The sequence below is a fragment of the Pseudomonas sp. OV546 genome, assembly GCF_900116845.1.
In the GTDB taxonomy this organism is placed as follows: Bacteria; Pseudomonadota; Gammaproteobacteria; order Pseudomonadales; family Pseudomonadaceae; genus Aquipseudomonas; species Aquipseudomonas petroselini.
The window spans coordinates 211,312-232,178 of record NZ_FPCE01000006.1 but is presented as its reverse complement, the minus strand read 5'-3'; the positions used below and the strand labels follow the sequence as shown (position 1 = coordinate 232,178).

Sequence of the window (20,867 nt, the reverse complement as noted above, 5' to 3'; positions counted from 1 at the left end):
TCCTGCACCACCCTGCGGGAACGATCATGAAGCTCATAGGATGCGGACGCTTTCAGCCTGAGCACCTTTGGGGCCCTGGGTAACCTCGAACTCCACTTTTTGATGTTCCTCAAGCGTCTTGAATCCGTCGCCCTTGATGGCCGAGAAGTGGACAAATACATCGCCCCCACCATCTTGAGTGATAAACCCAAACCCCTTCTCCGCGTTAAACCATTTCACTGTGCCTGTTGCCATTACCGTTCTCCTCACATCTCATTCAAGGACTCGCGGGATAACTTTGACGTCTCTCGCAAAAACGCCACGGGGTCGGTGGATCATGTGAAATTCCACTTGCTGGCCCACGGCAAGCCAAATCCATCGTGAACTGAAGAGATCCACCTGCACGTCGTCCTCACCTTCCAGGGCAATCCAACCCTTCCCGGTATTGCGGTCATAAGATTTGACCGTGCCTCTAAACACCTTCAAAACCCTCTCCCTGCATCTCGTTTACAGCCTGTGCGCAGTGCTGACTGTAATAGAACCGCGAGAAGCACACGCCGGCTACTGTCAAAGTTGACAGGTAGACAGGCATTCACGACGAGTGGTAGCCGACAGAAATCAGGAATCGCGGCGCAATTCCGGCGGGATTGGCAGGTCTTTGAGCGGATCCGGGCGTTTGCCCTTGCCCGCGCGGTACTGGCGAATCTGATAGACATAGGCCAATACCTGCGCCACGGCCAGGTACAACCCGGCAGGGATTTCCTGGTCGAGGTCGGTGGAGTAGAAGATCGACCGCGCCAGCTCCGGCGACTCCAGCAGGAGGATGTCGTGGGCCACCGCAATTTCACGGATTTTCAACGCGGTAAAATCGCTGCCCTTGGCCAGCAGCATCGGCGCGCCGCCCTTCTCCGGGTCGTACTTGAGGGCCACGGCGTAGTGGGTCGGGTTGGTGATGATCACGTCGGCGTCGGGCACCGAGGCCATCATCTTGCGCTGGGACATTTCCCGCTGCAGCTGGCGAATGCGCTGCTTGACCTCGGGGCGGCCTTCCTGGTCCTTGTGCTCATCGCGCACTTCCTGCTTGGTCATCAGCAGTTTCTTGTGGCTTTCCCACAGCTGAATCGGCGCATCCACCGCCGCGATGATGATCAGCCCCGCCGCCATCCACAGCGCGCTCCAGCCCACCACCTGCACGCTGTGGATGATCGCCGATTCCAGCGGTTCATGGGCAATGCGCAGCAGGTCGTCGATGTCGGACGACAACACCATCAACGCCACAAACAGGATCAGGATGAACTTGGCCAAGGCCTTGAGCAGCTCCACCAAGGCCTTGGCGGAAAACATGCGTTTGAGCCCGGCACCGGGGTTCATGCGGCTGAATTTGGGCGCCATGCTGCCGGCAGCGAACAGCCAGCCGCCGAGGGCGACCGGGCCGATCAGCGCGGCCAGCAGCAAGGTGATCAGGATCGGCTGCACCGCCAGGAGCGCGATCTTGCCGGAGTGCAGCAGGTACTGGCCCATGGCGTCGGGGTTGAGCAGCACTTCACGAGGCAAGGCGAAGTTGTGCTTCATCAGCTCCATCAAGTCCAGCGCCAGGCCACCGCCGTAGATCAGCAAGGCACCGGAGCCGGCCATCATGGTGGCGACGGTATTGAGCTCTTTGGAGCGCGCAATCTCGCCCTTTTCCCTGGAGTCCTTTTTGCGTTTCTCCGTGGGGTCTTCTGTTTTGTCCTGACCACTCTCGCTCTCGGCCATGGCTCAGCGCGCCCGTGCCAGGTCACGTAAGAACTGCAAGGCGTCGGTCGCCAGCGGTTGATACTGATTGAGAATGTCAGCCAGGCCGACCCAGAAAATCCCCATGCCCAATACCAGGGTCAACGGGAAACCGATCGAAAAGATGTTCAGTTGCGGCGCCGCACGGGTCATTACGCCAAACGCAATATTGACCACCAGCAACGCAGTAATGGCCGGCAGCACCAGCAACAGCGAGGCACCCAACACCCAGCCAAGCCGCCCCACCACTTCCCAGAAATGGTTGACCACCAGCCCCGAGCCCACCGGCAAGGTGGTGAAGCTTTCGGTCAGCACCTCGAACGCCACCAGGTGGCCGTTCATCGCCAGGAACAGCAGGGTCACCAGCATGGTCAGGAACTGCCCGATCACCGCCGCCGACACGCCGTTGGTGGGGTCGACCATGGACGCGAAGCCCATGCCCATCTGGATCGAGATGATTTGCCCGGCAATCACAAACGCCTGGAAAAACAGCTGCAGCGAGAAGCCCAGCAGCGTACCGATCAGGACCTGCTCGGCGATGAGCATCAGAGCACTGAGGTCCAGCGCATTGACCGGCGGCATCGGCGGCAGGCCAGGCACGAGCACCACCGTAATAGCCACGGCGAAATACAAGCGGATCCGCCGTGGCACGAGGGTCGTGCCGAACACCGGCATGGCCATCAACATGGCCGTTATCCGGAACAGCGGCAAAATGAAGGACGCCACCCAAGTGCTGATCTGGGTGTCGGTCAATGCCAGCAAGGATTGCATCGGGTCAGCCGATCAACTGCGGAATACTGCCGTACAGCTGCAGGATGTATTCCATGAAGGTCTGCACCAGCCACGGGCCGGCGACGATCAGGGTGACCAGCATCACCAGCAGGCGCGGCAGAAAGCTCAAGGTCTGTTCGTTGATCTGGGTCGCGGCCTGGAACATCGCCACCAGCAGGCCCACCAACAGGCTCGGCACCACCAGCACGGCGACCATCACGGTGGTTAGCCACAGCGCTTCACGGAACAGGTCGACGGCGACTTCGGGAGTCATTGCGCTATACCCCGCCGAAACTACTGGCCAGGGTGCCGATAATCAGCGCCCAGCCGTCCACCAGCACAAACAGCATGATCTTGAACGGCAACGAGATGATCAGCGGCGACAGCATCATCATACCCATGGCCATCAGCACGCTCGCCACCACCAGGTCGATGATCAGGAACGGGATAAAGATCATGAAGCCGATTTGGAACGCCGTCTTCAATTCAGAGGTGACGAACGCAGGCACCAGGATGGTCAACGGCGCCTGGTCCGGGGTGGCGATGTCGGTCCGCTTGGACAGGCGCATGAACAGCTCAAGGTCGCTGGAGCGGGTCTGCGACAGCATGAAATCCTTGATCGGGCCCTGGGCCTTGTCGATGGCGTCCTGGGCGGTCATTTTTTCCGCCAGGTAGGGTTGCAGGGCTTGCTGGTTCACCTTGTCGAACACCGGCGCCATGATGAACAGCGTCAAGAACAAGGCCATGCCGGTGAGAATCTGGTTCGACGGCGTCTGCTGCAGGCCCAGGGCCTGGCGCAGGATCGAGAACACGATGATGATCCGCGTGAAGCTGGTCATCAGCATGACAAACGCCGGGATAAAGCTCAGCGCGGTCATGATCAGCAGGATCTGCAGGCTGACCGAATACTCCTGCGCACCCGCCGCGTTGGTCCCCAGCGTAATGGCCGGGATCGACAACGGGTCGGCGCCGAACGCCAATGGCGTCGCCAGCAACAGCATGAGCGTCAATAAAACGCGCATTACTTCTTATCCTTCTGATCCTTGCCCAGCAACTCCATCAGGCGCTGGGCGAATTCTGGCGTGGCGGGCTTGGACGAGTCCACGTTCACCGGAGTCTTGAGCACGTGCAATGGGGTGATGCGGCCGGGGGTGATGCCCAGCAGGATCTGTTCCTCACCCACTTGCACCAGCACCAGCCGATCACGCGGGCCGAGGGCGCGCGAGCCGATCAGCTCGATGACCTGAGCGTTGCCGGGGCCGACGCTCTGCACTCGACGCAGCAACCAGGCCAGCACGAAGATCAAGCCGACCACCAGCAACAGCCCCAGCACCAGTTGGGTCAATTGCCCGCCCAGGCCAGTGCCCACCGGCGCAGCGGCCGCGGCCTGAGCCACCGGTTCGGCCGCCCAGGCGTCCAATGGCAGCGCGACTAACAGACCCACCATCAGCCGTTTCATATCAGCGCAGCTTCTTGATGCGTTCGCTCGGGCTGATCACGTCCGTCAGGCGGATGCCGAACTTTTCGTTGACCACCACCACTTCGCCATGGGCGATCAGGGTGCCGTTGACCAGCACATCCAGCGGCTCGCCGGCCAGGCGGTCAAGCTCGATCACCGACCCCTGGTTGAGTTGCAGCAGGTTGCGGATGTTGATGTCAGTGCTGCCCACTTCCATGGAGATCGACACCGGGATGTCGAGAATCACATCCAGGTTCGGGCCATCAAGGGTCACTGGGTCATTGTTCTTCGGCACGCTGCCGAATTCTTCCATCGGCAGGCGCTTGCCGGCCGGTGCAGTGGCGGCATCAGCGGCCAGCAGTGCATCGATATCGTCCTGGCCAACATCGCCGGTTTCTTCCAATGCCGCTGCCCATTCGTCAGCCAGGGCCTGGTCTTCGGCGGAAGTGATTTCTTGTTCGGTAGCCATTACATGTCCTCGGCGGAGCAAACATTCATAAATAGGGGTGCATCAACAGCGGTGGCTCAGCGACGGGTGATCGACTCCACCACCTGCAGTGCCAGGTTGCCCTTGTGGGAACCCAGCTTGACCTTGAACGACGGCACGCCATTGGCGCGCATGATCATTTCTTCCGGCAATTCGACCGGGATGATGTCCCCCGGCTGCATGTGCAAAATATCGCGCAAGCGCAACTGGCGACGTGCCACCGTGGCGCTCAGCGGCACGTCGACGTCCAACAGGTCTTCGCGCAGGGCCTTGACCCAGCGTTCGTCCTGGTCGTCGAGGTCTGACTGGAAACCGGCATCGAGCATCTCGCGCACCGGCTCGATCATCGAGTACGGCATGGTCACGTGCAGGTCGCCGCCACCGCCATCGAGTTCGATGTGGAAGGTGGACACCACAATGGCTTCGCTGGGGCCGACGATGTTGGCCATGGCCGGGTTCACTTCCGAGTTGATGTACTCGAAATTGACTTCCATGATTGCCTGCCAGGCTTCCTTCAAATCGATGAAGGCTTGCTCCAGCACCATGCGCACTACCCGCAACTCGGTGGGGGTGAATTCACGGCCTTCGATCTTGGCGTGACGGCCGTCACCGCCGAAGAAGTTGTCCACCAGCTTGAACACCAGCTTGGCGTCGAGGATGAACAGCGCGGTACCGCGCAGCGGCTTGATCTTGACCAGGTTGAGACTGGTAGGCACGTACAGCGAGTGCACGTATTCACCGAATTTCATCACCTGCACGCCACCCACCGCCACGTCCGCTGAACGGCGCAGCATGTTGAACATGCTGATACGGGTGTAGCGGGCAAAACGCTCGTTGATCATTTCCAGGGTCGGCATGCGTCCACGGACGATGCGATCCTGGCTGGTCAGGTCATAACTTTTGACACTGCCGGGTTCGGCAGCCATTTCGGTCTGTACCAGACCATCGTCGACGCCATGCAACAGTGCGTCGATTTCATCCTGGGACAGCAGGTCCTGCACGGCCATGTCGTGATCCTACTGCAATACGAAGTTAGTGAAGAGCGCCTGCTCGATCACGACTTTGCCGAGCTCTTTCTGGGCCACTTCCTGCACGCTGGCAGTGACCTTCTGGCGCAGCATTTCCTGGCCCACCGGGGTGGCGAGTGTGTCGAAGCTTTGGCCGGAGAACAGCATCACCAGGTTGTTGCGGATCACCGGCATATGCACCTTGAGGGCATCCAGGTCCGACTGGTTGCGCGCCAGCAAGGTGATGCTCACCTGCAGGTAGCGTTGACGACCGTTCTGATTGAAGTTGGCGACAAAGGCCGGGAGCATCGGCTCGAAGATTGCCGGTTGCTTGACGTTGCTGGCGGTTTCGGCAGCGGGGGCCGGTTTGCTGGCGCTGCTGTGCATGATGTACCAGGTGCCACCCACCGAAGCGCCGATGGCCAGGAGCAGGCCCAGGACTATCAACAGGATAAGCTTGAGCTTACCTTTGCCTGCGGGTGCTTTTGCTGCGTCGTCGCTCTTCGCCATGCCAATAATCCGTCACTATTCGGGGATTCATAGATCTACGGAAAGGCAAGAGCAAGTGTTATGCCAGAGTTGTCTGAAGTGGGGGACGTACGGACGCGGCAAGTCAAATTGTGGGAGGGGGCTTGCCCCCGATAGCGGTGTATCAGTCACCCGTGTTTCAGCTGACAACCCCTCATCGGGAGCAAGCCCCCTCCCACATTTCATCCAGCGCAAAAATCAGATCAGGCGTAGTAGTCGACGGCGCTGGAGCCGATCACCGTCGACGTTACCGGCGCTACCGCTTCAGCCACATCAGCAGGGCTACCGCTGTCGCCGTTATCGCCACCCCGACCGCCGCTGCTGCTCACGCCACGGGTCTGGGCCTGTTGTTGTTGCTGCTCCTGGCCACGGGACTGGTCGGAGACGTTGACGTCCACCTGCCCCATGCCCTGCTGGGCAAACATCTCCCGCAGACGGCCGGACTGGCTTTCCAGCGCTTCACGCACCACCGGGTGGGCGCTCATGAAATTGACTTGGGCCTGCTGGTCGGCGGTCATGTTGACTTTGATATCCAGGCGACCAAGCTCAGCGGGTTGCAACTGGATCTCCGCCGACTTGAGGTTGGCGCTGGACAGGTACATCACACGGTTGACGATTTCATCGGTCCAACCGCTCTGGTGCATGGCCAACGGCGCATTGGTCACCGGCGGCAAAGCGTTCGCCGTTTTCGGCGTGGCCGCTTGCGTCAACGCCGCCAGACGGTTGGCGAAGTCATCGACACGGGTGTCGCTGCTGGCGTTCTTCAAGTCTTTAAGGCCGTCTTCGATCAACCCGCTGAACGCCTTGTCGCCGCCCTGGTCGGTGCTGTCCTTGGTGGCTTGCTGGTCGACCATATTGGCCAGGCCAGCGGCAAAGTTCTGCGCGGCGGTCGGCTGATCCTGGGTCGGTGCCGGTGCGGCCTTCGCCGAGGCCTGGCTGCTGGCCGACACATGCCCGCCCTGCTCCATCGCCAGGCGCACGGCCGGCATGGCATCCAAGGGGTCGGCCTCCGGATCGAAGGCCGGCTTGGCCGCCTCGGTCGCGGCGACCGGCGCTGCAACCACCGGCTGAGTGTTGTCATCCTTGGCTGTGGTGACGGGCGCCGGGGTCTCAACCGGCACCGGCACGGCCACCGGGGTGACGGTGGCAATCAATGCCGGGTCGACCACCGGGTCAACCGGAGGCTGCTGCACCAAGGTCGGATCGGCCGGCGCGTCGTCATCTTTGCTGGCGCTGTCGTCGGTCTTGGCCGGCGGGCTGGCAGGCAAGGTATTGCCGCTATCGGCAACCGCTGGTGTGCTGGCGGCAGGCTTGTCATTGCCTGATGCCGGCTTGGCGCTGGCGTCGGAAGGCTTGTCCCGCGTGGGTTTGGGCGAGTTGTCGTCGGCTTTGGCTGCGGGTTTGGCGCCTTGGCTGGCGAACACTTGAGCGAAGCCAGGGCCCTTGTCCCGTGGGTCCGCAGCCACCGCCGGTTGATTGGCGGCGGGCGCTTGAGGCTTGGCCGCGGGGGCAGCCTGCAGGAGGGAATTCGGGGCGACTGGCATAGGTAAAGGTCTCCACTGCATGGGGATCGGGGATGCAGTATCTAGAGGTAGAGCAAGAGTTGGGCCAGGTTTTGATTTTACGGTGTACCTATCCGTTGTGTGGGTAACGGATGAAAGGGGGCCGCCCCAACACTCGGCACCTCGCCTGGGCTCGGTGTGCCCCAGATCACGATCAAAAGCAGGCTGATATCTACCTGATGGATGGAGATCAAACGGTGGGAGGGGGCTTGCCCCCGATTGCAGTGTGTCAGCTAATACACCTGCAACTGCCCCACTGCTATCGGGAGCAAGCCCCCTCCCACATTTAACCGAGATCGACAGTAAGAACCCGGCAGGACGACGGGTTAGCCGCTGTAAGCGCGGCCCCCTAAGTAGCCGTTACCGCAGCAACGGATATGTACACAACCTCAACTCAAATCTGAAAGCGCTGCCGCTCCGTCTCATACAACGGCTTCACTAACGCAAACTCCCGATCAATCTGGTCCACCAACTCCCCCAAATCACCAGCCCCAGCCCCAACCGACTCAACCTCCAGCCGCTGGCACAACTGCGCCAACCGCACCGCGCCAAGGTTCCCACTGCTCCCCTTGAAACTATGCGCAATCCGCCCCAACGCCTTGGCATCATCCCTGGCCTTACGCAACGCTTCGACGCGTTTCTGGGAGTCATCAAGAAAGGTATCGAGCAACTTGGGATACTCACCCTCCATGACTTCCTGCAAACCCGACAACACATCAGGGTCCAGATGTAGATCAACCACTTGCTCGCTCCTTGATCAAGAATCGACGGATTATGCCAGAGCCTCCCAGGAAAACTCCACGCAGACACTGCGCCCGCCATCGGACCAGCGTACAGCGCTGCTCAACTGACGCACCAGGCTCAAGCCCCGGCCAGACAGACGGTCGATATTCAGCGGCCGCGCCAGCACCTGTTCCACGTCGAAACCAAGCCCGCTGTCTTCGACACGCAGGGTCATCGTGCCGCCCGTCTCGGTCGGCACCACCTGCACATGCACGCGTATATGGCCGCTATCAAGCTGCGCCAGGCGGTCATTGCGCTGGCGGTAATACTCGGCAAACCCGTCGGCATCGCGCTTGAGCCGCGAATCCAGGCCCAGTACCCCATGCTCCAGGGCATTGGAGTACAACTCGGCCATCACGCTGTAGAGCGCCCCGCTCTGCTCGCGCAGGCCGTGGATCTCCAGCAGCAGTTGCAGCAGGTACGGTAATGGGTTGTAACGCTTTAAGGTCTCGGCGCGGAATTCAAAACTCACCGACCAATCCAGCGGGCACGACTGCCCGCTGTCGGCATACAACGGCCCGCTGGCACGCAGTGGCGGCCCGGCTTGCAGGGTGATTTCCACCATGCTCACGTCATCCCGCGCCTCACCTCGAAACGCCGCCAGGGCCTGTTCGATCGCTTCAAATAAACGATCAGGCTCGCGATTGGCGGCGAACACCTGCTGCAAGCGTTCGGCGCCGAACAGTTGGTCATTGGCGTCGGCGGTATCCAGTACCCCATCGGACAACAGGAACACCCGGTCGCCCAGGGCCATGGGCCAGACTTCGGTGCGGTCATCAAAGGTTTCGGCCGACAGCACCCCCAACGGCAGATGCCGCGACGCCAGCGGCGTACGCTTGCCGGTCGCGACTTCATGCACATACCCGTCAGGCATGCCGCCGTTCCACACCTCCACCACCCGCCGCTGCGTGCTCAGGCACAACAGGGTGGCGCAGCAGAACATGTCCACCGGCAGGATGCGCTTGAGCTTGGCGTTCATCTCGCGCAGGGTCTGCGCCAAGCCGTAGCCCTTGGCGGTCATGCCATAGAACACCTCCGCCAGGGGCATGGCGCCCACCGCCGCCGGCAAGCCATGGCCGGTGAAGTCGCCGAGCAGCACGTGCATATCGCCGGACGGCGTGTAGGCGGCCAGCAGCAGGTCGCCGTTGAACAGCGCGTAGGGCGACTGCAGGTAGCGGATATTCGGTGCGGCATTGATACAGCCGGAATGTGCGACCTTATCGAACACCGCCTTGGCCACCCGCTGCTCATGCAGCAGGTAGTCGTGATGCTTGGCGATCAGGTCGCGCTGCTGCAAGACCGTGGCCTGCAGGCGGCGCAAACGGTCCATGGCGTTGATCTTCGCTGCCAGGATCAGCGGGTTGTAAGGCTTGGGCAGGAAGTCATCACCCCCCGCATCCAGGCACTGCGCCAGCGCCTCGCTCTGGCGCAGTGACGTGAGGAAAATAATCGGCACCAGCGCCTCCCCCGCCAACTGCTTGATCTGCCGCGCAGCTTCAAAGCCGTCCATCACCGGCATCAGCGCATCCATCAACACCAGTTGTGGCCGTTCGCGGATGAACACCTCGACCGCTTGCGCACCGTTGGTGGCGGTGAGCACCTGGTGGCCCTGGCGCCGGATAATGGTCGACAGCAACAGCAAATCGGCGGCGCTGTCTTCAGCGATCAATACACTCAGCGCTTGCGCAACCGGGGCCAGGACGCTCAAGTGAGGTCGAACAATTTGTCGAAGTTGGAAATGGCGAGGATCTTGCGCACGTCGGAGTTGCTGTTGACGACCTGAACCTCGGCCTCATCGCCGCCGGCATGGTCACGTAACAGCAGGAGCATGCCCAGCGCAGAGCTGTCCATATACGTGGTCTCCTTCAAGTCCACCACGTAGATCTCGGGCACCTTGTAAAACCGCTCGTAGGCGTCACGAAAGGCTTGATGGCTACCGAAATCGAACCGCCCTTTGACTGAAATCGTCAACTTCTTCCCATCCAGGGATACATCTGACTCGACTGACATGTGACTGCTTCCTTGTCATTGGTAATGACACAAGGTTTAGCAGGTGAACCGGCTATGGGCAACACACCACATCAAATGTGTATGGCTATGCACTATTTGTAGTGAGCGGGCTTGCCCCGCGCTGGGGGGCGAAGCCTCCCCCAAAAAGGCCATCGGGTTATTCAGGTAAAACGCGGTGTCAGGTTTTAGGGCCGCTTCGCAGCCCAGCGCGGGGCAAGCCCGCTCACTACACGCGTGTGTCATCGCAGGTAAGCCCGCGCCTTAATACTGTTCTTGGCGTGGAAGGCGCTGTGACAGTTCGTCGAGCAGCTTTTGCTCGCGTTTGTCTTCAAGTGCCCGCGCTTCATCGATATAGCGCTGCACCAGCTTGCGCAGGCCTTCGACCCGGGCAAACGCCGCTTGCCAGCTCTCACGCGCTTTATCGAGGTTGTTCTGGTGCCACGCCAGGCTTTGGCGCTGCTGGCCGACGGCCGTTTCCAACTGGTTGAGAAAGCCCTGGTAACCCATCAACCACTGGCCCGACACGCCTTTGGCGCCGCGTTCGATCCATTGTTGCTGGTATTCACCGCGAAAACGCTCCAGGTCGCCGAGTTTACTTTCCGCCAGGCGCACCTGGCCCTGGAAATAACCCAGGCGCTGAACGGCGGTTTTCTCGGCCTTTTCGGCCATGTCCACCACCGGAGCCAGGCGTGCGGCGCGGCTGTTGGCCATGGCTTAGCCGCCCGGCGCGGGGGCGAAGATCGACTGCAGGTGCGCTTCGCTTTCGCCCATGCTGATCTTGTCGTTGAGGCCTTGGCGCAAGTAGGTCACCAGTTGCGGTTGCAGGGCGATGGCCAGGTCGGTGTCGCGATCACCGCCGGCCACATAGGCGCCGACACTGATCAAGTCGCGGCTTTGTTGGTAGCGCGACCACAGTTGCTTGAAGTGTTGCGCGCGGGCCATGTGTTCCGGGGTGACCACCGCCGGCATCACCCGGCTGATGGACGCTTCGATATCGATGGCCGGGTAGTGCCCTTCTTCGGCCAGACGCCGCGACAGCACAATGTGGCCGTCGAGCACGCCCCGCGCCGAGTCGGCAATCGGGTCCTGCTGGTCATCGCCTTCGGACAGCACCGTATAGAACGCGGTGATCGAGCCACCGCCCGCCTCGGCATTACCGGCGCGTTCCACCAGTTTGGGCAACTTGGCGAACACCGACGGCGGGTAACCCTTGGTCGCAGGCGGTTCGCCAATGGCCAGGGCGATTTCCCGCTGGGCCTGGGCAAAACGCGTGAGCGAGTCCATCAGCAACAGGACGTTCTTGCCCTTGTCGCGAAAATACTCAGCGATGCGCGTGCAGTACATCGCGGCGCGCAAACGCATCAGCGGCGCATCGTCCGCCGGCGAGGCGACCACGACGGAGCGCTTGAGGCCTTCTTCGCCGAGGCTGTGCTCGATGAATTCCTTCACCTCACGGCCCCGCTCACCGATCAGGCCCACCACAATGATGTCGGCCTCGGTAAAGCGCGTCATCATGCCCAGCAACACCGACTTACCCACGCCGGTACCGGCGAACAGGCCAAGACGCTGGCCGCGACCGACCGTCAATAATCCGTTGATGCTGCGAATGCCCACGTCCAGCGGCACGCTGATGGGGTTACGGTTGAGCGGGTTGATGGTGGGGCCGTCCATCGGCACCCAATCTTCAGCCTTCATGCCGCCCTTGCCATCCAGCGCGCGACCGGCGCCGTCCAGTACGCGGCCGAGCATGCTCATGCCCATCGGCAGGCGGCCGGTGTCGGCCAATGGCACCACGCGGGCGCCAGGGGCAATGCCCGCCAGGCTGCCGACGGGCATCAGGAAAATCTTGTTGCCGGAAAAACCCATCACTTCGGCTTCGACTTGCACCGGGTGGTAGCTGTCGTCGTTGATGACCATGCAGCGGCTGCCCATGGCGGCGCGCAGGCCTTCGGCTTCGAGGGTCAGGCCCACCATGCGCAACAGGCGCCCTTCGAGGATAGGCTGGCCGGGCAACGCTGTGGCTTCGGCGTAACCGCTCAAGCGCTTGGCGAAGCTGGTGCGATCAAGGCGCATCGGGGGCGTCCAGGTCCACGCTCAGGTCAGGCTCGGCGGGGTTCAGAACCTGCTCATGCACCTGGTCCAGCAGCTTGGCCATGATCTGGCTGATGCGGGTTTCCACCGTCGCATCGATGCGACTGTGTTCGGTCTCGACGCGGCAACCGCCGGGCTGCAACGCGGCGTCTTCGACGATGCGCCAGGTTTCTTCGTGGCGCTCGCGCAGGGCTTTGACCTGTTCGAAATCCTGCGGGTTGATGTACAACCGCACATTGCCGACGCCCAGGGGCAGCAGCTTGAGGGCTTCGCGCATCACGCTTTCGATATGGCTGGAGTCCAGCACCAGCTCGCGCTGGATCACTTGGCGAGCGATGTGCTCGACCAGGCCGACCATGGCTTTTTCGATCTGCGAATCCTGCTCGGCAATGGGGTCGAACAGCACCCCCATCAAGCGCTCCAGGTTGGCCAGCTTGACGTTCAGCGCCGCCTCGGCTTCCTGGCGCACTTTGAGGGTGGTACTGCGAAAACCATCTTTTTCACCGGCGGCGAAGCCTTCGTTGTAGGCCTCCTGGCGAATGCTTTCCAACTCTTCCAGGGTCAGCGGCTGGACTTCATCCAGCGGCACTTCTTCCATTTCCACCGGCGGCTCTTCAACCGGTTCCGGCTCGGGCTCGGGCACATGCGGATCGAAGCTGGGCAACGACCAGATGTCGAACCCGCCGACATCCCGCGCGCGAATCAGATCGCTGGGAGCCTCATCTTTGTTCGACATGGAAAGCGCCTTAAATCATTTCTTCGCCGCCCTTCCCGCCGAGAACGATTTCTCCGGCTTCGGCCATACGGCGGGCAATGGTGAGGATCTCTTTCTGCGCGGTTTCGACGTCGCTGACGCGCACCGGCCCTTTGGCTTCCAGGTCGTCACGCAACAGTTCCGAGGCACGCTTGGACATGTTCTTGAAGATCTTTTCCTTGACGCCTTCGTCGGAGCCCTTGAGGGCCAGCACCAGCACGTCGGAGGACACTTCGCGCAGCAACGCCTGGATGCCACGGTCGTCGACATCGGAGAGGTTGTTGAACACGAACATGAGGTCTTCGATCTGGCCGGACAGGGTGTCGTCGATCTCGCGGATCGAGTCCATCAGCTGGCCTTCGACCGAGCTGTCGAGGAAGTTCATGATATCGGCCGCGCGCTTGATGCCACCCAAGGTGGTACGCGAGGCATTCGAGTTGCCGGAGAACTGCTTCTCCAGAATCGTGTTGAGTTCTTTGAGGGCCGCCGGCTGCACAGTGTTCAGCGACGACACGCGCAGGATGATGTCCAGGCGCACTTTATGGTCGAAGTGGCCCAGCACTTCACCGGCCTGGTCCGGGTCGAGGTAGGCCACCACGATCGCCTGGATCTGCGGGTGCTCGTAGCGGATCACGTCGGCAACGGCGCGCGGCTCCATCCATTTCAGGCTGTCGAGGCCGCTGGTGTTGCCACCGAGCAGGATGCGGTCGATCAGGCCGTTGGCTTTGTCTTCGCCCAGGGCCGAGGTGAGCATCTTGCGGATGTAGCTGTCGGAGCCGACGCCCAGGCTGGTCTGGTCGCCGACGATCTCGACGAACTCGCTCATCACCTGTTCGACTTGCTCACGGTGCACATTGCGCATTTGCGCCATGGCCACGCCCACCCGCTGAACTTCTTTGGGGCCCATGTGGCGCAGCACTTGGGCGGCGTCGGTTTCACCGAGGGACAGCAGCAGGACTGCGGCTTTGTCGACCTTGGTAAGTTTGGCAACAGCGGCTCGATCACTCATCTGCGTTAATCCACTCTTTCACGACCTGGGCCACACGACCCGGGTCTTCTGCCACCAGACTTTTGATTGCGTTCAACTGAGCGTCGTAGCCTTCGCTCGGGCTCGGCAACAGGATGCTTTGCGGACCGCCGAGGCTGACGCGGTCGTTGGCCAGTTCGCCATCCAGGCCGCCCATGCCACCCAACTCGACATCGCTGCCACCGAAGGCCGCCAGTTGTTTCTTGCCGTTGCCGGTGATGTTGTTGAGCACTGGGCGCAGCACGCCGAACACCAGAACCAGGATGAACAACACACCCAACACTTGCTTGACGATGTCCCAGAACCACGGCTGCGAGTAGAACGCCGGCTCAGCGATCACTTCGCCACGCTCGGCGGAGAACGGCATGTTGATCACGCTGACACTGTCGCCACGGCTGGCATCGAAACCGACGGCGTCCTGCACCAATCGAGTGAAGCGCGCCAATTCATCGGCGCTCCACGGGGCACGGGTAACGGCGCCATCTGCCGCATTGACCTTGACTTGGTCATCGACCACCACCGACACCGACAGGCGATTGACGCGGCCTTGTTGCTGCTTGGTGTGGCTGATGGAGCGGTCCAGCTCAAAGTTTTTGGTGGACTGGTTACGTTTGTCCGCCGGGTACGGTGCGAGCATCGGCTGGCCAGTGGCCGGGTCCATGATCTGCTGGCCGTTGGCGTCCAACAGCGGTTGGCCTGGCTGGATCGCGCCAGCGGTAGCGGCAGCGCCACCGGTGGTTTGCGGGGCCGAGGCCGGCGCTGGTGGCTGGTTGCTCAGGGCACCCGGTACGCCTTGCGGCGGGCCGTTGGCGGCGGTGCGTTGTTCGCTGGTGGATTGCTCGCTGCGCAGCGCCGGCTGGTCCGGGTTGAATTGCTCGGAGGTCGACTCGACGGCGCTGAAGTCCACGTCGGCGGACACTTCAGCCTTGTAGCGGTCGTTGCCCAGCACCGGTTGCAGGATGTTATGCACACGCTGGGTGAGCATGCTTTCTACACGGCGACTGTAGTCGAACTGCTTACCGGCCTGGGTCAGCGCGGAGTTTTCGCCCTGGTCGGACAGCAGGTTGCCCTTTTGGTCGACGACGGTGATCTGCGACTTGCTCAACTCAGGAACGCTGGTGGCCACCAGGTTGATGATCGCCAGTACCTGGCCCGGCTCCAGGGAGCGGCCGGCGAACAGTTCGACCAATACCGAGGCGCTCGGCTTGCGCTCATCGCGCACAAACACTGAGCTTTTCGGAATGGCCAGGTGCACCCGGGCACCCTTGACGTTGTTCAGGCTGGAGATGGTGCGCGCCAGTTCGCCTTCCAGGCCACGACGGTAGCGAGTGGCTTCCATGAACTGGCTGGTCCCCAGGCCCTGGTCCTTGTCGAGGATTTCAAACCCGATGTTGCTGTCGGACGGGGTCACGCCGGCTGCCGCAAGCTTCATGCGTGCACGGGCTACATCGTCGGCCTTGACCAGCAGGGCCCCGGAGTTGGGCTCCACGGTGTAGGCGATATCGGCGGCGGCCAGGGTTTCCATGATCTGCTTGGAATCCATGCCCGCCAGGCTGCCATACAGCGGCCGGTAATCGGGTTGCTGCGACCACAACACCACGGCAAAACCAATCGCCACGCTGGCAGCCAGGCCGACCATCAGGCCCACCTGACGCAACATGGTCATTTCGGAGAGGTTTTCCAGGAACGACAGGCCAAACAGCGGCGGCTTGCCGTCTGCCTTGGCGGGTGCGTTGTCCACGACTGCTTCTGCCATGACTTAAATCTCGTCCTTAAACCGGCATCTGCATGATGTCTTGATAGGCCTGAACCAGCTTGTTACGCACCTGGGTCAACGCCTGGAACGAAACACTGGCCTTTTGCGAGGCAACCATCACATCGGTAAGGTCCACGCCGCTTTTGCCGATCTCGAAGGCGTTGGCCAACTGGCTGGAGGCTTGCTGGGTGTCACTGACTTTGTTGATGGCCTGGCCGAGCATGTCGGCGAAGCTGCTTTGGCCCAATTCTGGCGCTGGCGCGACAGATTTCGGTTGAGCCATGGCATCCATTTGCATGGAGCGCATATCCAACATCAACCGATTGAACTCAATACCCTGGCTCATGAACTTCTCTCTCCGACAACCCGCATGTTTTTTGACGCTACGCCGCAATTACTAGGGAGGTAGCAACAAGGGTGCCAGCTCTGGATCAACTCGTAAGAAAAGGCGACAAAGGTTGTCGACCTTGTTACCAGTTATGTGGCGAAAAGATACGCTTCCACATCCATTCCGGCGTCGCGCATCTGTGCCAGCTTGTAGCGCAAAGTCCGTGGGCTGATGCCCAGGCGCTCGGCGGCCTCTTTGCGGCGACCGCGCTCGGATCGCAGGGTGTCGATGATCATCTGGAATTCGCGCCGACGCAGGTCGTCACCCAGCGCCCCCGCGGTTTCGGTTTCCGCGACGATTGGCGCGGGCGCCAGGGTGGGCAGCGGCGCGGCGCCGCTGCCCATGGCCAGGCAGAAATCCTGGGGCTGGATCAGGCCGCCCTGTTGCAGGATCAGCGCGCGCTGGATGGCGTTGTCCAACTCCCGCACGTTGCCCGGCCACGGATAACTGATCAGGCAAGCCTGGGCCTCAGCCGACAGGCGTGCCTGGGCATGCTTCATTTTTTTGACGTGGTTGTTCAGCAGGCGCTCGGCCAGCGGAATGATATCCGCCGGGCGCTCGCGCAACGGCCGCCAGGCCAGGGGGAACACCGACAGGCGGTAGAACAAATCCTCACGGAAGCGCCCCGCCGCCACTTCACCCGCCAGGTCGCGGTTGGTGGTGGCAACCACGCGGATATCCAACTGGATCGGCTTGCGCGCGCCGACGCGCTCCACTTCACGCTCCTGCAGCACCCGCAGCAACTTGGCTTGCAGGCCCAGGGGCATTTCCGAGATTTCATCGAGCAGAATGGTGCCACCGTCCGCCTGTTCAAACTTGCCCGCCTGGGCCGCGATGGCGCCGGTGAACGAGCCTTTTTCGTGGCCGAACAGCGTGGCTTCGAGCATGTTGTCGGGGATCGCCGCGCAGTTGATGGCGATAAACGGCTGCTTGGCGCGGGTCGACTGCTGATGGATGTAACGCGCCAGCACTTCCTTGCCGGTGCCGGACTCGCCGGAAATCAACACAGTGGAATCACTGCGCGCCACGCGGGCCGCCAGTTCCAGCAATTGTGCACTGGCGGGTTCGAAGGCAATCGGACCTTCGCCGTCACTGGCCGGGATCACGCCCAAGGCATGCCGTGCGACCAGCTCAATCAACGCTTTAGGTTCGAATGGCTTGACCAGGTAATCCGCCGCGCCCTGACGCATTGCATCCACCGCGCGCTCGACAGCGCCGTGGGCGGTCATCAGCAACACCGGCAGCTGCGGTTGACGCGCGCGCAGCAGGTTGAGCAGTTGATGGCCGTCCATGCCGGGCATGTTTACATCGCTGACCACCAGGCTGAAGGACTCCTGCTCCACCGCCTCCAAGGCGTCCTCGGCAGAACCGACCGCCCGGTAATCGTGGCCCGCCAACAGCAGCGTGTCAGCCAATGCTTCACGCAGGGCGCGATCGTCTTCCACCAATAGAACCTTGATAGCCATAACCTTTTTACTCCGCGCTTGCCGCGCATGAAAACAGCGGCAAGGTCATCAATGCACAAGTGCCACGCCCAACCCGGGAATGCAGCTGCAATTCTCCCTGATGCGCACGTGCCACGGCCTTGACCACGGTCAGGCCGAGGCCGGTACCGTTGGTCTTGGTGGTGAAAAAAGGTTCGCCCAAACGCTGCAGCACGGCGGGCTCGATACCGCTGCCGCTGTCGCTGATGCACAGGCGCAGGTTTTGCTCGCGGTTGTACAGGTGCACCTTGAGCCGCGCGCCGGGGCCGCTGGCCTGGGTGGCGTTCTCGATGAGGTTGAGCAGCGAACCGACCAGCGTGTCGCGGTTGCACAGTAGCTCGCCGAGGTGGCTGTCGCACTGCCAACGCACGTGCACGTCCTGGATGTGGGTAGCGGCCGCCGCTTGCAGGGCCTGCATCAACTCGGCCGGCGTGATGCGGTCGGTCAGCGGCAATTCGCCGCGGGCAAACACCAGCATGTCGCGCACTTGGTGCTCCAACTCATGCAGGCGCTCCTTGAGGCGACCGGCAAAACGTTGGTGGGTGGCGACGGGCAATTGTTCATCAGTCAAATGACTGGCGTAGATCAACGCGGCCGACAGCGGTGTGCGGATCTGATGCGCCAGAGAAGCGACCATGCGTCCCAACGACGACAACCGCTCGTGGCGCGCCAGTTGGTCTTGCAGGTGCCGGGTTTCAGTCAGGTCGTTGAGCAGCACCAATTGGCCCGGCTCCGCGTCCAGGGAACGCGTGGCGATGGACAGGCGGCGCCCGTCCTTGAGGGAGATTTCGTGGCCGTCGTCTTCACGCGGCGCAAAGCAGCGGGTGATGACGTGGCGCCACAGCTCACCTTCGAGCGGCAGCCCGAGCATGTCGCAGGCGGCCGGGTTGGCTTCGCGTACGCGGCCTTCCTCGTCGATGACGATCACGCCACCGGGCAACAGCGACAGCAGGTTTTGCAGACGGTTGGCCAAGCGCTCTTTCTCGGCCAGCTCTTCCATGCGCTGGGCACTGACCACCGCCAACTCGCCCTTGAGCTCGGAAACCCGGGCTTCGAGCAGGCTGTAGGAATCGGTCAGTTGGCTCGACATCTGGTTGAACTGCGAGAACGCCTGTTCAAGACCCTGCCGGGTCGGCGGCTCTACAGGCGGGACCAGCCCCTGGATGGCAGGGGCCGTAGATAGTTGGGCGGCGTGGGGCATCATGCTCTCTCGCTTGGCTGACCGTCAGTTAAACGGAACGTTGCGAGGGCTGTAGCAATACTTGTGCCGAAAAAAAACCAAGGTGCCCGGCCTCGCCAATACAGTTTCGTTTTGACGAGTGGCTGTTGCCGTCAGACAAGGCGCAGCGACGACTCATAGCTGGCTATGGGGAGGAGCTGCAACGCAGTATGACGGCAACAGACGCCGTCAAAAACGGAACAGTATTGGCGAGGCCGGACACCCAAAATCAGCGGCTTGAAAAACAGGCGTCAATCATCCGCCTGTTCATCACCTTCTTTGCGGCTCATACCGTACTTGCGCATCTTCTCCACCAGCGTGGTTCGACGGATACGCAGGCGCTCGGCGGCGCGGGCGACGATGCCGTTGGCGTCGTCCAGGGCCTGTTGGATCAGGCCTTGTTCCAGGTTGCCGAGGTAGTCCTTCAGGTCCAGGCCTTCGGGCGGCAGCATGGCAGTGGAGCCGAAATCCGGGGTATGACCGTTGATCGCCACCCGCTCTTCCATGTCGCTGCGCAGGCTGTCGACCAGTTGCTCGTCTTCGTCGTCGACGTAGCGGAATTTCTTCGGCAACTCGACCACGCCGATCACACCGTAGGGGTGCATGATCGCCATGCGCTCCACCAGGTTCGCCAACTCGCGCACGTTACCTGGCCAGCCGTGACGGCACAGGGACATGATCGCGGCGGAGTTGAAGCGGATCGAGCCGCGCTTTTCGTGTTCCATGCGCGAGATCAGTTCGTTCATCAGCAGCGGGATGTCTTCCACGCGCTCACGCAACGGGGCCATCTCGATAGGGAATACGTTGAGGCGGTAGTACAGGTCTTCGCGGAAGCTGCCGACCTCGATCATGCTTTCGAGGTTCTTGTGGGTCGCCGCGATGATGCGTACATCGACGCTCTGGGTCTTGTTGCTGCCCACGCGTTCGAAGGTGCGCTCCTGCAACACGCGCAGCAGTTTGACTTGCATCGGCAGTGGCATGTCGCCGATTTCGTCAAGGAACAGGGTGCCGCCGTTGGCCAGCTCGAAACGCCCGGCACGGCTGGTGATCGCCCCGGTAAAGGCGCCCTTCTCATGGCCGAACAATTCGCTTTCGAGCAGCTCTGCCGGGATCGCCCCGCAGTTGACCGGCACGAAAGGCCCGTCGCGGCGCTTGGAGTGATAGTGCAGGTTGCGTGCGACCACTTCCTTGCCCGTGCCGGACTCGCCGAGGATCAGCACGCTGGCGTCGGTGTCGGCCACTTGCTGCATCATCTGGCGTACGTGCTGGATGGCGCGGCTGGTGCCGACCAGGCTGCGGAACAGGTTGGGTTCGCGATGACGACCGCGCTCGCGGGCCTGGTCGTACATCTCGCGATAGACCTGGGCGCGGTGCAGGGAGTCGAGCAATTTGCTGTAGCTGGGGGGCATTTCCAGGGTGGAAAGCACGCGGCGGCGCTGGTCTTCCGGCAGCTCGACAGAAGAAATATCGCCCATTAGCAACACGGGAAGGAACTCATCCCAGGTAGACAGTGTCTTTAACAAGCCCAAAACAGCGCCAGGAGCGTTTACCGTCCCGATCAGCACGCATATGACTTCACGGCTCGACGACAATGAGCTGACCACCTGCTGCCAATCATGGCTGCCGCAGGGCAAATTTTCTTCACCGAGAAAATTTAAAATCACCGCCAAGTCGCGGCGGCGGACGCTATCGTCATCGATCAGCAGAATTTTGGTTTCACGCCACATGCAATAGCAACTTCCCTAGTAAAACTTCCTGCCCCGAGATTGAGGGCAATCGAGGCGCCTGT

The 20,867-nt window shown here is 61.6% G+C and carries 23 protein-coding genes; all 23 read right to left on the bottom strand.

Going from position 1 to position 20,867, the window contains the following annotated elements:
* Nucleotides 1-33: 33 nt before the first annotated feature.
* Entirely contained in the window at nt 34-234 is a 201-nt protein-coding gene (locus tag BM403_RS16125; protein ID WP_043205708.1) for a cold-shock protein, read from the bottom strand.
* Between the two features lie 18 nt (nt 235-252).
* Entirely contained in the window at nt 253-459 is a 207-nt protein-coding gene (locus BM403_RS16120; RefSeq protein ID WP_224265914.1) for a cold-shock protein, read from the bottom strand.
* A gap of 138 nt (nt 460-597) precedes the next feature.
* The gene (flhB, locus tag BM403_RS16115) at nt 598-1,734 is read right to left on the bottom strand and encodes a flagellar biosynthesis protein FlhB (RefSeq protein ID WP_093543720.1); all 1,137 of its coding nucleotides are present in this window, start codon (nt 1,732-1,734) and stop codon (nt 598-600) included.
* 3 nt (nt 1,735-1,737) lie between these two features.
* Nucleotides 1,738-2,523: a flagellar biosynthetic protein FliR gene (gene fliR, locus BM403_RS16110; protein WP_043205710.1), complete on the bottom strand. Its 786-nt coding sequence runs from the start codon at nt 2,521-2,523 to the stop codon at nt 1,738-1,740.
* A 4-nt stretch (nt 2,524-2,527) separates the two neighbouring features.
* Nucleotides 2,528-2,797, bottom strand: coding sequence for a flagellar biosynthesis protein FliQ (gene fliQ / locus BM403_RS16105; RefSeq protein ID WP_010208761.1), 270 nt, complete (start codon nt 2,795-2,797; stop codon nt 2,528-2,530).
* A 4-nt stretch (nt 2,798-2,801) separates the two neighbouring features.
* Nucleotides 2,802-3,545: a flagellar type III secretion system pore protein FliP gene (gene fliP, locus BM403_RS16100; protein WP_015885180.1), complete on the bottom strand. Its 744-nt coding sequence runs from the start codon at nt 3,543-3,545 to the stop codon at nt 2,802-2,804.
* Nucleotides 3,545-3,982 (bottom strand): flagellar biosynthetic protein FliO, encoded by a 438-nt coding sequence (gene fliO, locus BM403_RS16095; RefSeq protein ID WP_046036033.1) that lies wholly within the window; start codon nt 3,980-3,982, stop codon nt 3,545-3,547. Before fliO ends, fliP begins: the two co-directional genes overlap by 1 nt.
* Nucleotide 3,983: 1 nt before the next feature.
* Entirely contained in the window at nt 3,984-4,451 is a 468-nt protein-coding gene (fliN, locus tag BM403_RS16090) for a flagellar motor switch protein FliN (protein WP_015885182.1), read from the bottom strand.
* A 56-nt stretch (nt 4,452-4,507) separates the two neighbouring features.
* Nucleotides 4,508-5,476: a flagellar motor switch protein FliM gene (gene fliM / locus BM403_RS16085; protein ID WP_015885183.1), complete on the bottom strand. Its 969-nt coding sequence runs from the start codon at nt 5,474-5,476 to the stop codon at nt 4,508-4,510.
* A 9-nt stretch (nt 5,477-5,485) separates the two neighbouring features.
* A complete protein-coding gene (gene fliL / locus BM403_RS16080) occupies nt 5,486-5,986 on the bottom strand; it encodes a flagellar basal body-associated protein FliL (protein WP_015885184.1) in 501 nt (166 codons plus the stop codon).
* 221 nt (nt 5,987-6,207) lie between these two features.
* Entirely contained in the window at nt 6,208-7,548 is a 1,341-nt protein-coding gene (locus BM403_RS16075; RefSeq protein ID WP_093543718.1) for a flagellar hook-length control protein FliK, read from the bottom strand.
* A 412-nt stretch (nt 7,549-7,960) separates the two neighbouring features.
* Nucleotides 7,961-8,308 carry an Hpt domain-containing protein gene (locus BM403_RS16070; protein ID WP_093543716.1) on the bottom strand — a complete coding sequence of 116 codons (348 nt, stop codon included), beginning with the start codon at nt 8,306-8,308 and terminating at the stop codon, nt 7,961-7,963.
* Between the two features lie 30 nt (nt 8,309-8,338).
* Entirely contained in the window at nt 8,339-10,057 is a 1,719-nt protein-coding gene (locus tag BM403_RS16065; protein WP_093543714.1) for an ATP-binding SpoIIE family protein phosphatase, read from the bottom strand.
* Nucleotides 10,054-10,359 (bottom strand): STAS domain-containing protein, encoded by a 306-nt coding sequence (locus tag BM403_RS16060; RefSeq protein ID WP_015885188.1) that lies wholly within the window; start codon nt 10,357-10,359, stop codon nt 10,054-10,056. Before BM403_RS16060 ends, BM403_RS16065 begins: the two co-directional genes overlap by 4 nt.
* Nucleotides 10,360-10,620: 261 nt before the next feature.
* Nucleotides 10,621-11,070 carry a flagellar export protein FliJ gene (fliJ, locus tag BM403_RS16055; RefSeq protein ID WP_015885189.1) on the bottom strand — a complete coding sequence of 150 codons (450 nt, stop codon included), beginning with the start codon at nt 11,068-11,070 and terminating at the stop codon, nt 10,621-10,623.
* A 3-nt stretch (nt 11,071-11,073) separates the two neighbouring features.
* Nucleotides 11,074-12,432: a flagellar protein export ATPase FliI gene (fliI, locus tag BM403_RS16050; RefSeq protein ID WP_046036030.1), complete on the bottom strand. Its 1,359-nt coding sequence runs from the start codon at nt 12,430-12,432 to the stop codon at nt 11,074-11,076.
* Nucleotides 12,422-13,186, bottom strand: a complete 765-nt coding sequence (fliH, locus tag BM403_RS16045) for a flagellar assembly protein FliH (protein WP_093543712.1) — start codon at nt 13,184-13,186, stop codon at nt 12,422-12,424. Before fliH ends, fliI begins: the two co-directional genes overlap by 11 nt.
* A 10-nt stretch (nt 13,187-13,196) precedes the next feature.
* Complete coding sequence (fliG, locus tag BM403_RS16040) at nt 13,197-14,213, bottom strand: flagellar motor switch protein FliG (RefSeq protein ID WP_015885192.1); 1,017 nt, start codon at nt 14,211-14,213, stop codon at nt 13,197-13,199.
* Complete coding sequence (fliF, locus tag BM403_RS16035; protein WP_093543710.1) at nt 14,206-15,987, bottom strand: flagellar basal-body MS-ring/collar protein FliF; 1,782 nt, start codon at nt 15,985-15,987, stop codon at nt 14,206-14,208. The genes fliG and fliF overlap by 8 nt, the downstream gene beginning before the upstream one ends.
* 16 nt (nt 15,988-16,003) lie before the next feature.
* A complete protein-coding gene (gene fliE / locus BM403_RS16030) occupies nt 16,004-16,333 on the bottom strand; it encodes a flagellar hook-basal body complex protein FliE (RefSeq protein ID WP_015885194.1) in 330 nt (109 codons plus the stop codon).
* Between the two features lie 131 nt (nt 16,334-16,464).
* The gene (locus BM403_RS16025; protein ID WP_093543708.1) at nt 16,465-17,841 is read right to left on the bottom strand and encodes a sigma-54-dependent transcriptional regulator; all 1,377 of its coding nucleotides are present in this window, start codon (nt 17,839-17,841) and stop codon (nt 16,465-16,467) included.
* Between the two features lie 7 nt (nt 17,842-17,848).
* A complete protein-coding gene (locus BM403_RS16020; RefSeq protein ID WP_046036084.1) occupies nt 17,849-19,060 on the bottom strand; it encodes a sensor histidine kinase in 1,212 nt (403 codons plus the stop codon).
* A gap of 269 nt (nt 19,061-19,329) precedes the next feature.
* On the bottom strand, nt 19,330-20,805 hold the full coding sequence (locus tag BM403_RS16015; protein WP_015885197.1) for a sigma-54 dependent transcriptional regulator: 1,476 nt from the start codon (nt 20,803-20,805) through the stop codon (nt 19,330-19,332).
* Between the last annotated feature and the right edge of the window lie 62 nt (nt 20,806-20,867).

Coding starts and splice junctions, on each gene's coding strand:
- BM403_RS16015 (WP_015885197.1), bottom strand. CDS start 20,805: ATGTGGCGTGAAACCAAAATTCTGCTGATCGATGACGATAGCGTCCGC.
- fliH (WP_093543712.1), bottom strand. CDS start 13,186: ATGTCGAACAAAGATGAGGCTCCCAGCGATCTGATTCGCGCGCGGGAT.
- BM403_RS16060 (WP_015885188.1), bottom strand. CDS start 10,359: ATGTCAGTCGAGTCAGATGTATCCCTGGATGGGAAGAAGTTGACGATT.
- BM403_RS16025 (WP_093543708.1), bottom strand. CDS start 17,841: ATGGCTATCAAGGTTCTATTGGTGGAAGACGATCGCGCCCTGCGTGAA.
- fliJ (WP_015885189.1), bottom strand. CDS start 11,070: ATGGCCAACAGCCGCGCCGCACGCCTGGCTCCGGTGGTGGACATGGCC.
- fliP (WP_015885180.1), bottom strand. CDS start 3,545: ATGCGCGTTTTATTGACGCTCATGCTGTTGCTGGCGACGCCATTGGCG.
- fliQ (WP_010208761.1), bottom strand. CDS start 2,797: ATGACTCCCGAAGTCGCCGTCGACCTGTTCCGTGAAGCGCTGTGGCTA.
- fliR (WP_043205710.1), bottom strand. CDS start 2,523: ATGCAATCCTTGCTGGCATTGACCGACACCCAGATCAGCACTTGGGTG.
- fliL (WP_015885184.1), bottom strand. CDS start 5,986: ATGGCGAAGAGCGACGACGCAGCAAAAGCACCCGCAGGCAAAGGTAAG.
- fliI (WP_046036030.1), bottom strand. CDS start 12,432: ATGCGCCTTGATCGCACCAGCTTCGCCAAGCGCTTGAGCGGTTACGCC.
- fliF (WP_093543710.1), bottom strand. CDS start 15,987: ATGGCAGAAGCAGTCGTGGACAACGCACCCGCCAAGGCAGACGGCAAG.
- fliE (WP_015885194.1), bottom strand. CDS start 16,333: ATGAGCCAGGGTATTGAGTTCAATCGGTTGATGTTGGATATGCGCTCC.
- fliG (WP_015885192.1), bottom strand. CDS start 14,213: ATGAGTGATCGAGCCGCTGTTGCCAAACTTACCAAGGTCGACAAAGCC.
- BM403_RS16125 (WP_043205708.1), bottom strand. CDS start 234: ATGGCAACAGGCACAGTGAAATGGTTTAACGCGGAGAAGGGGTTTGGG.
- flhB (WP_093543720.1), bottom strand. CDS start 1,734: ATGGCCGAGAGCGAGAGTGGTCAGGACAAAACAGAAGACCCCACGGAG.
- fliO (WP_046036033.1), bottom strand. CDS start 3,982: ATGAAACGGCTGATGGTGGGTCTGTTAGTCGCGCTGCCATTGGACGCC.
- BM403_RS16020 (WP_046036084.1), bottom strand. CDS start 19,060: ATGCCCCACGCCGCCCAACTATCTACGGCCCCTGCCATCCAGGGGCTG.
- BM403_RS16075 (WP_093543718.1), bottom strand. CDS start 7,548: ATGCCAGTCGCCCCGAATTCCCTCCTGCAGGCTGCCCCCGCGGCCAAG.
- fliN (WP_015885182.1), bottom strand. CDS start 4,451: ATGGCTACCGAACAAGAAATCACTTCCGCCGAAGACCAGGCCCTGGCT.
- fliM (WP_015885183.1), bottom strand. CDS start 5,476: ATGGCCGTGCAGGACCTGCTGTCCCAGGATGAAATCGACGCACTGTTG.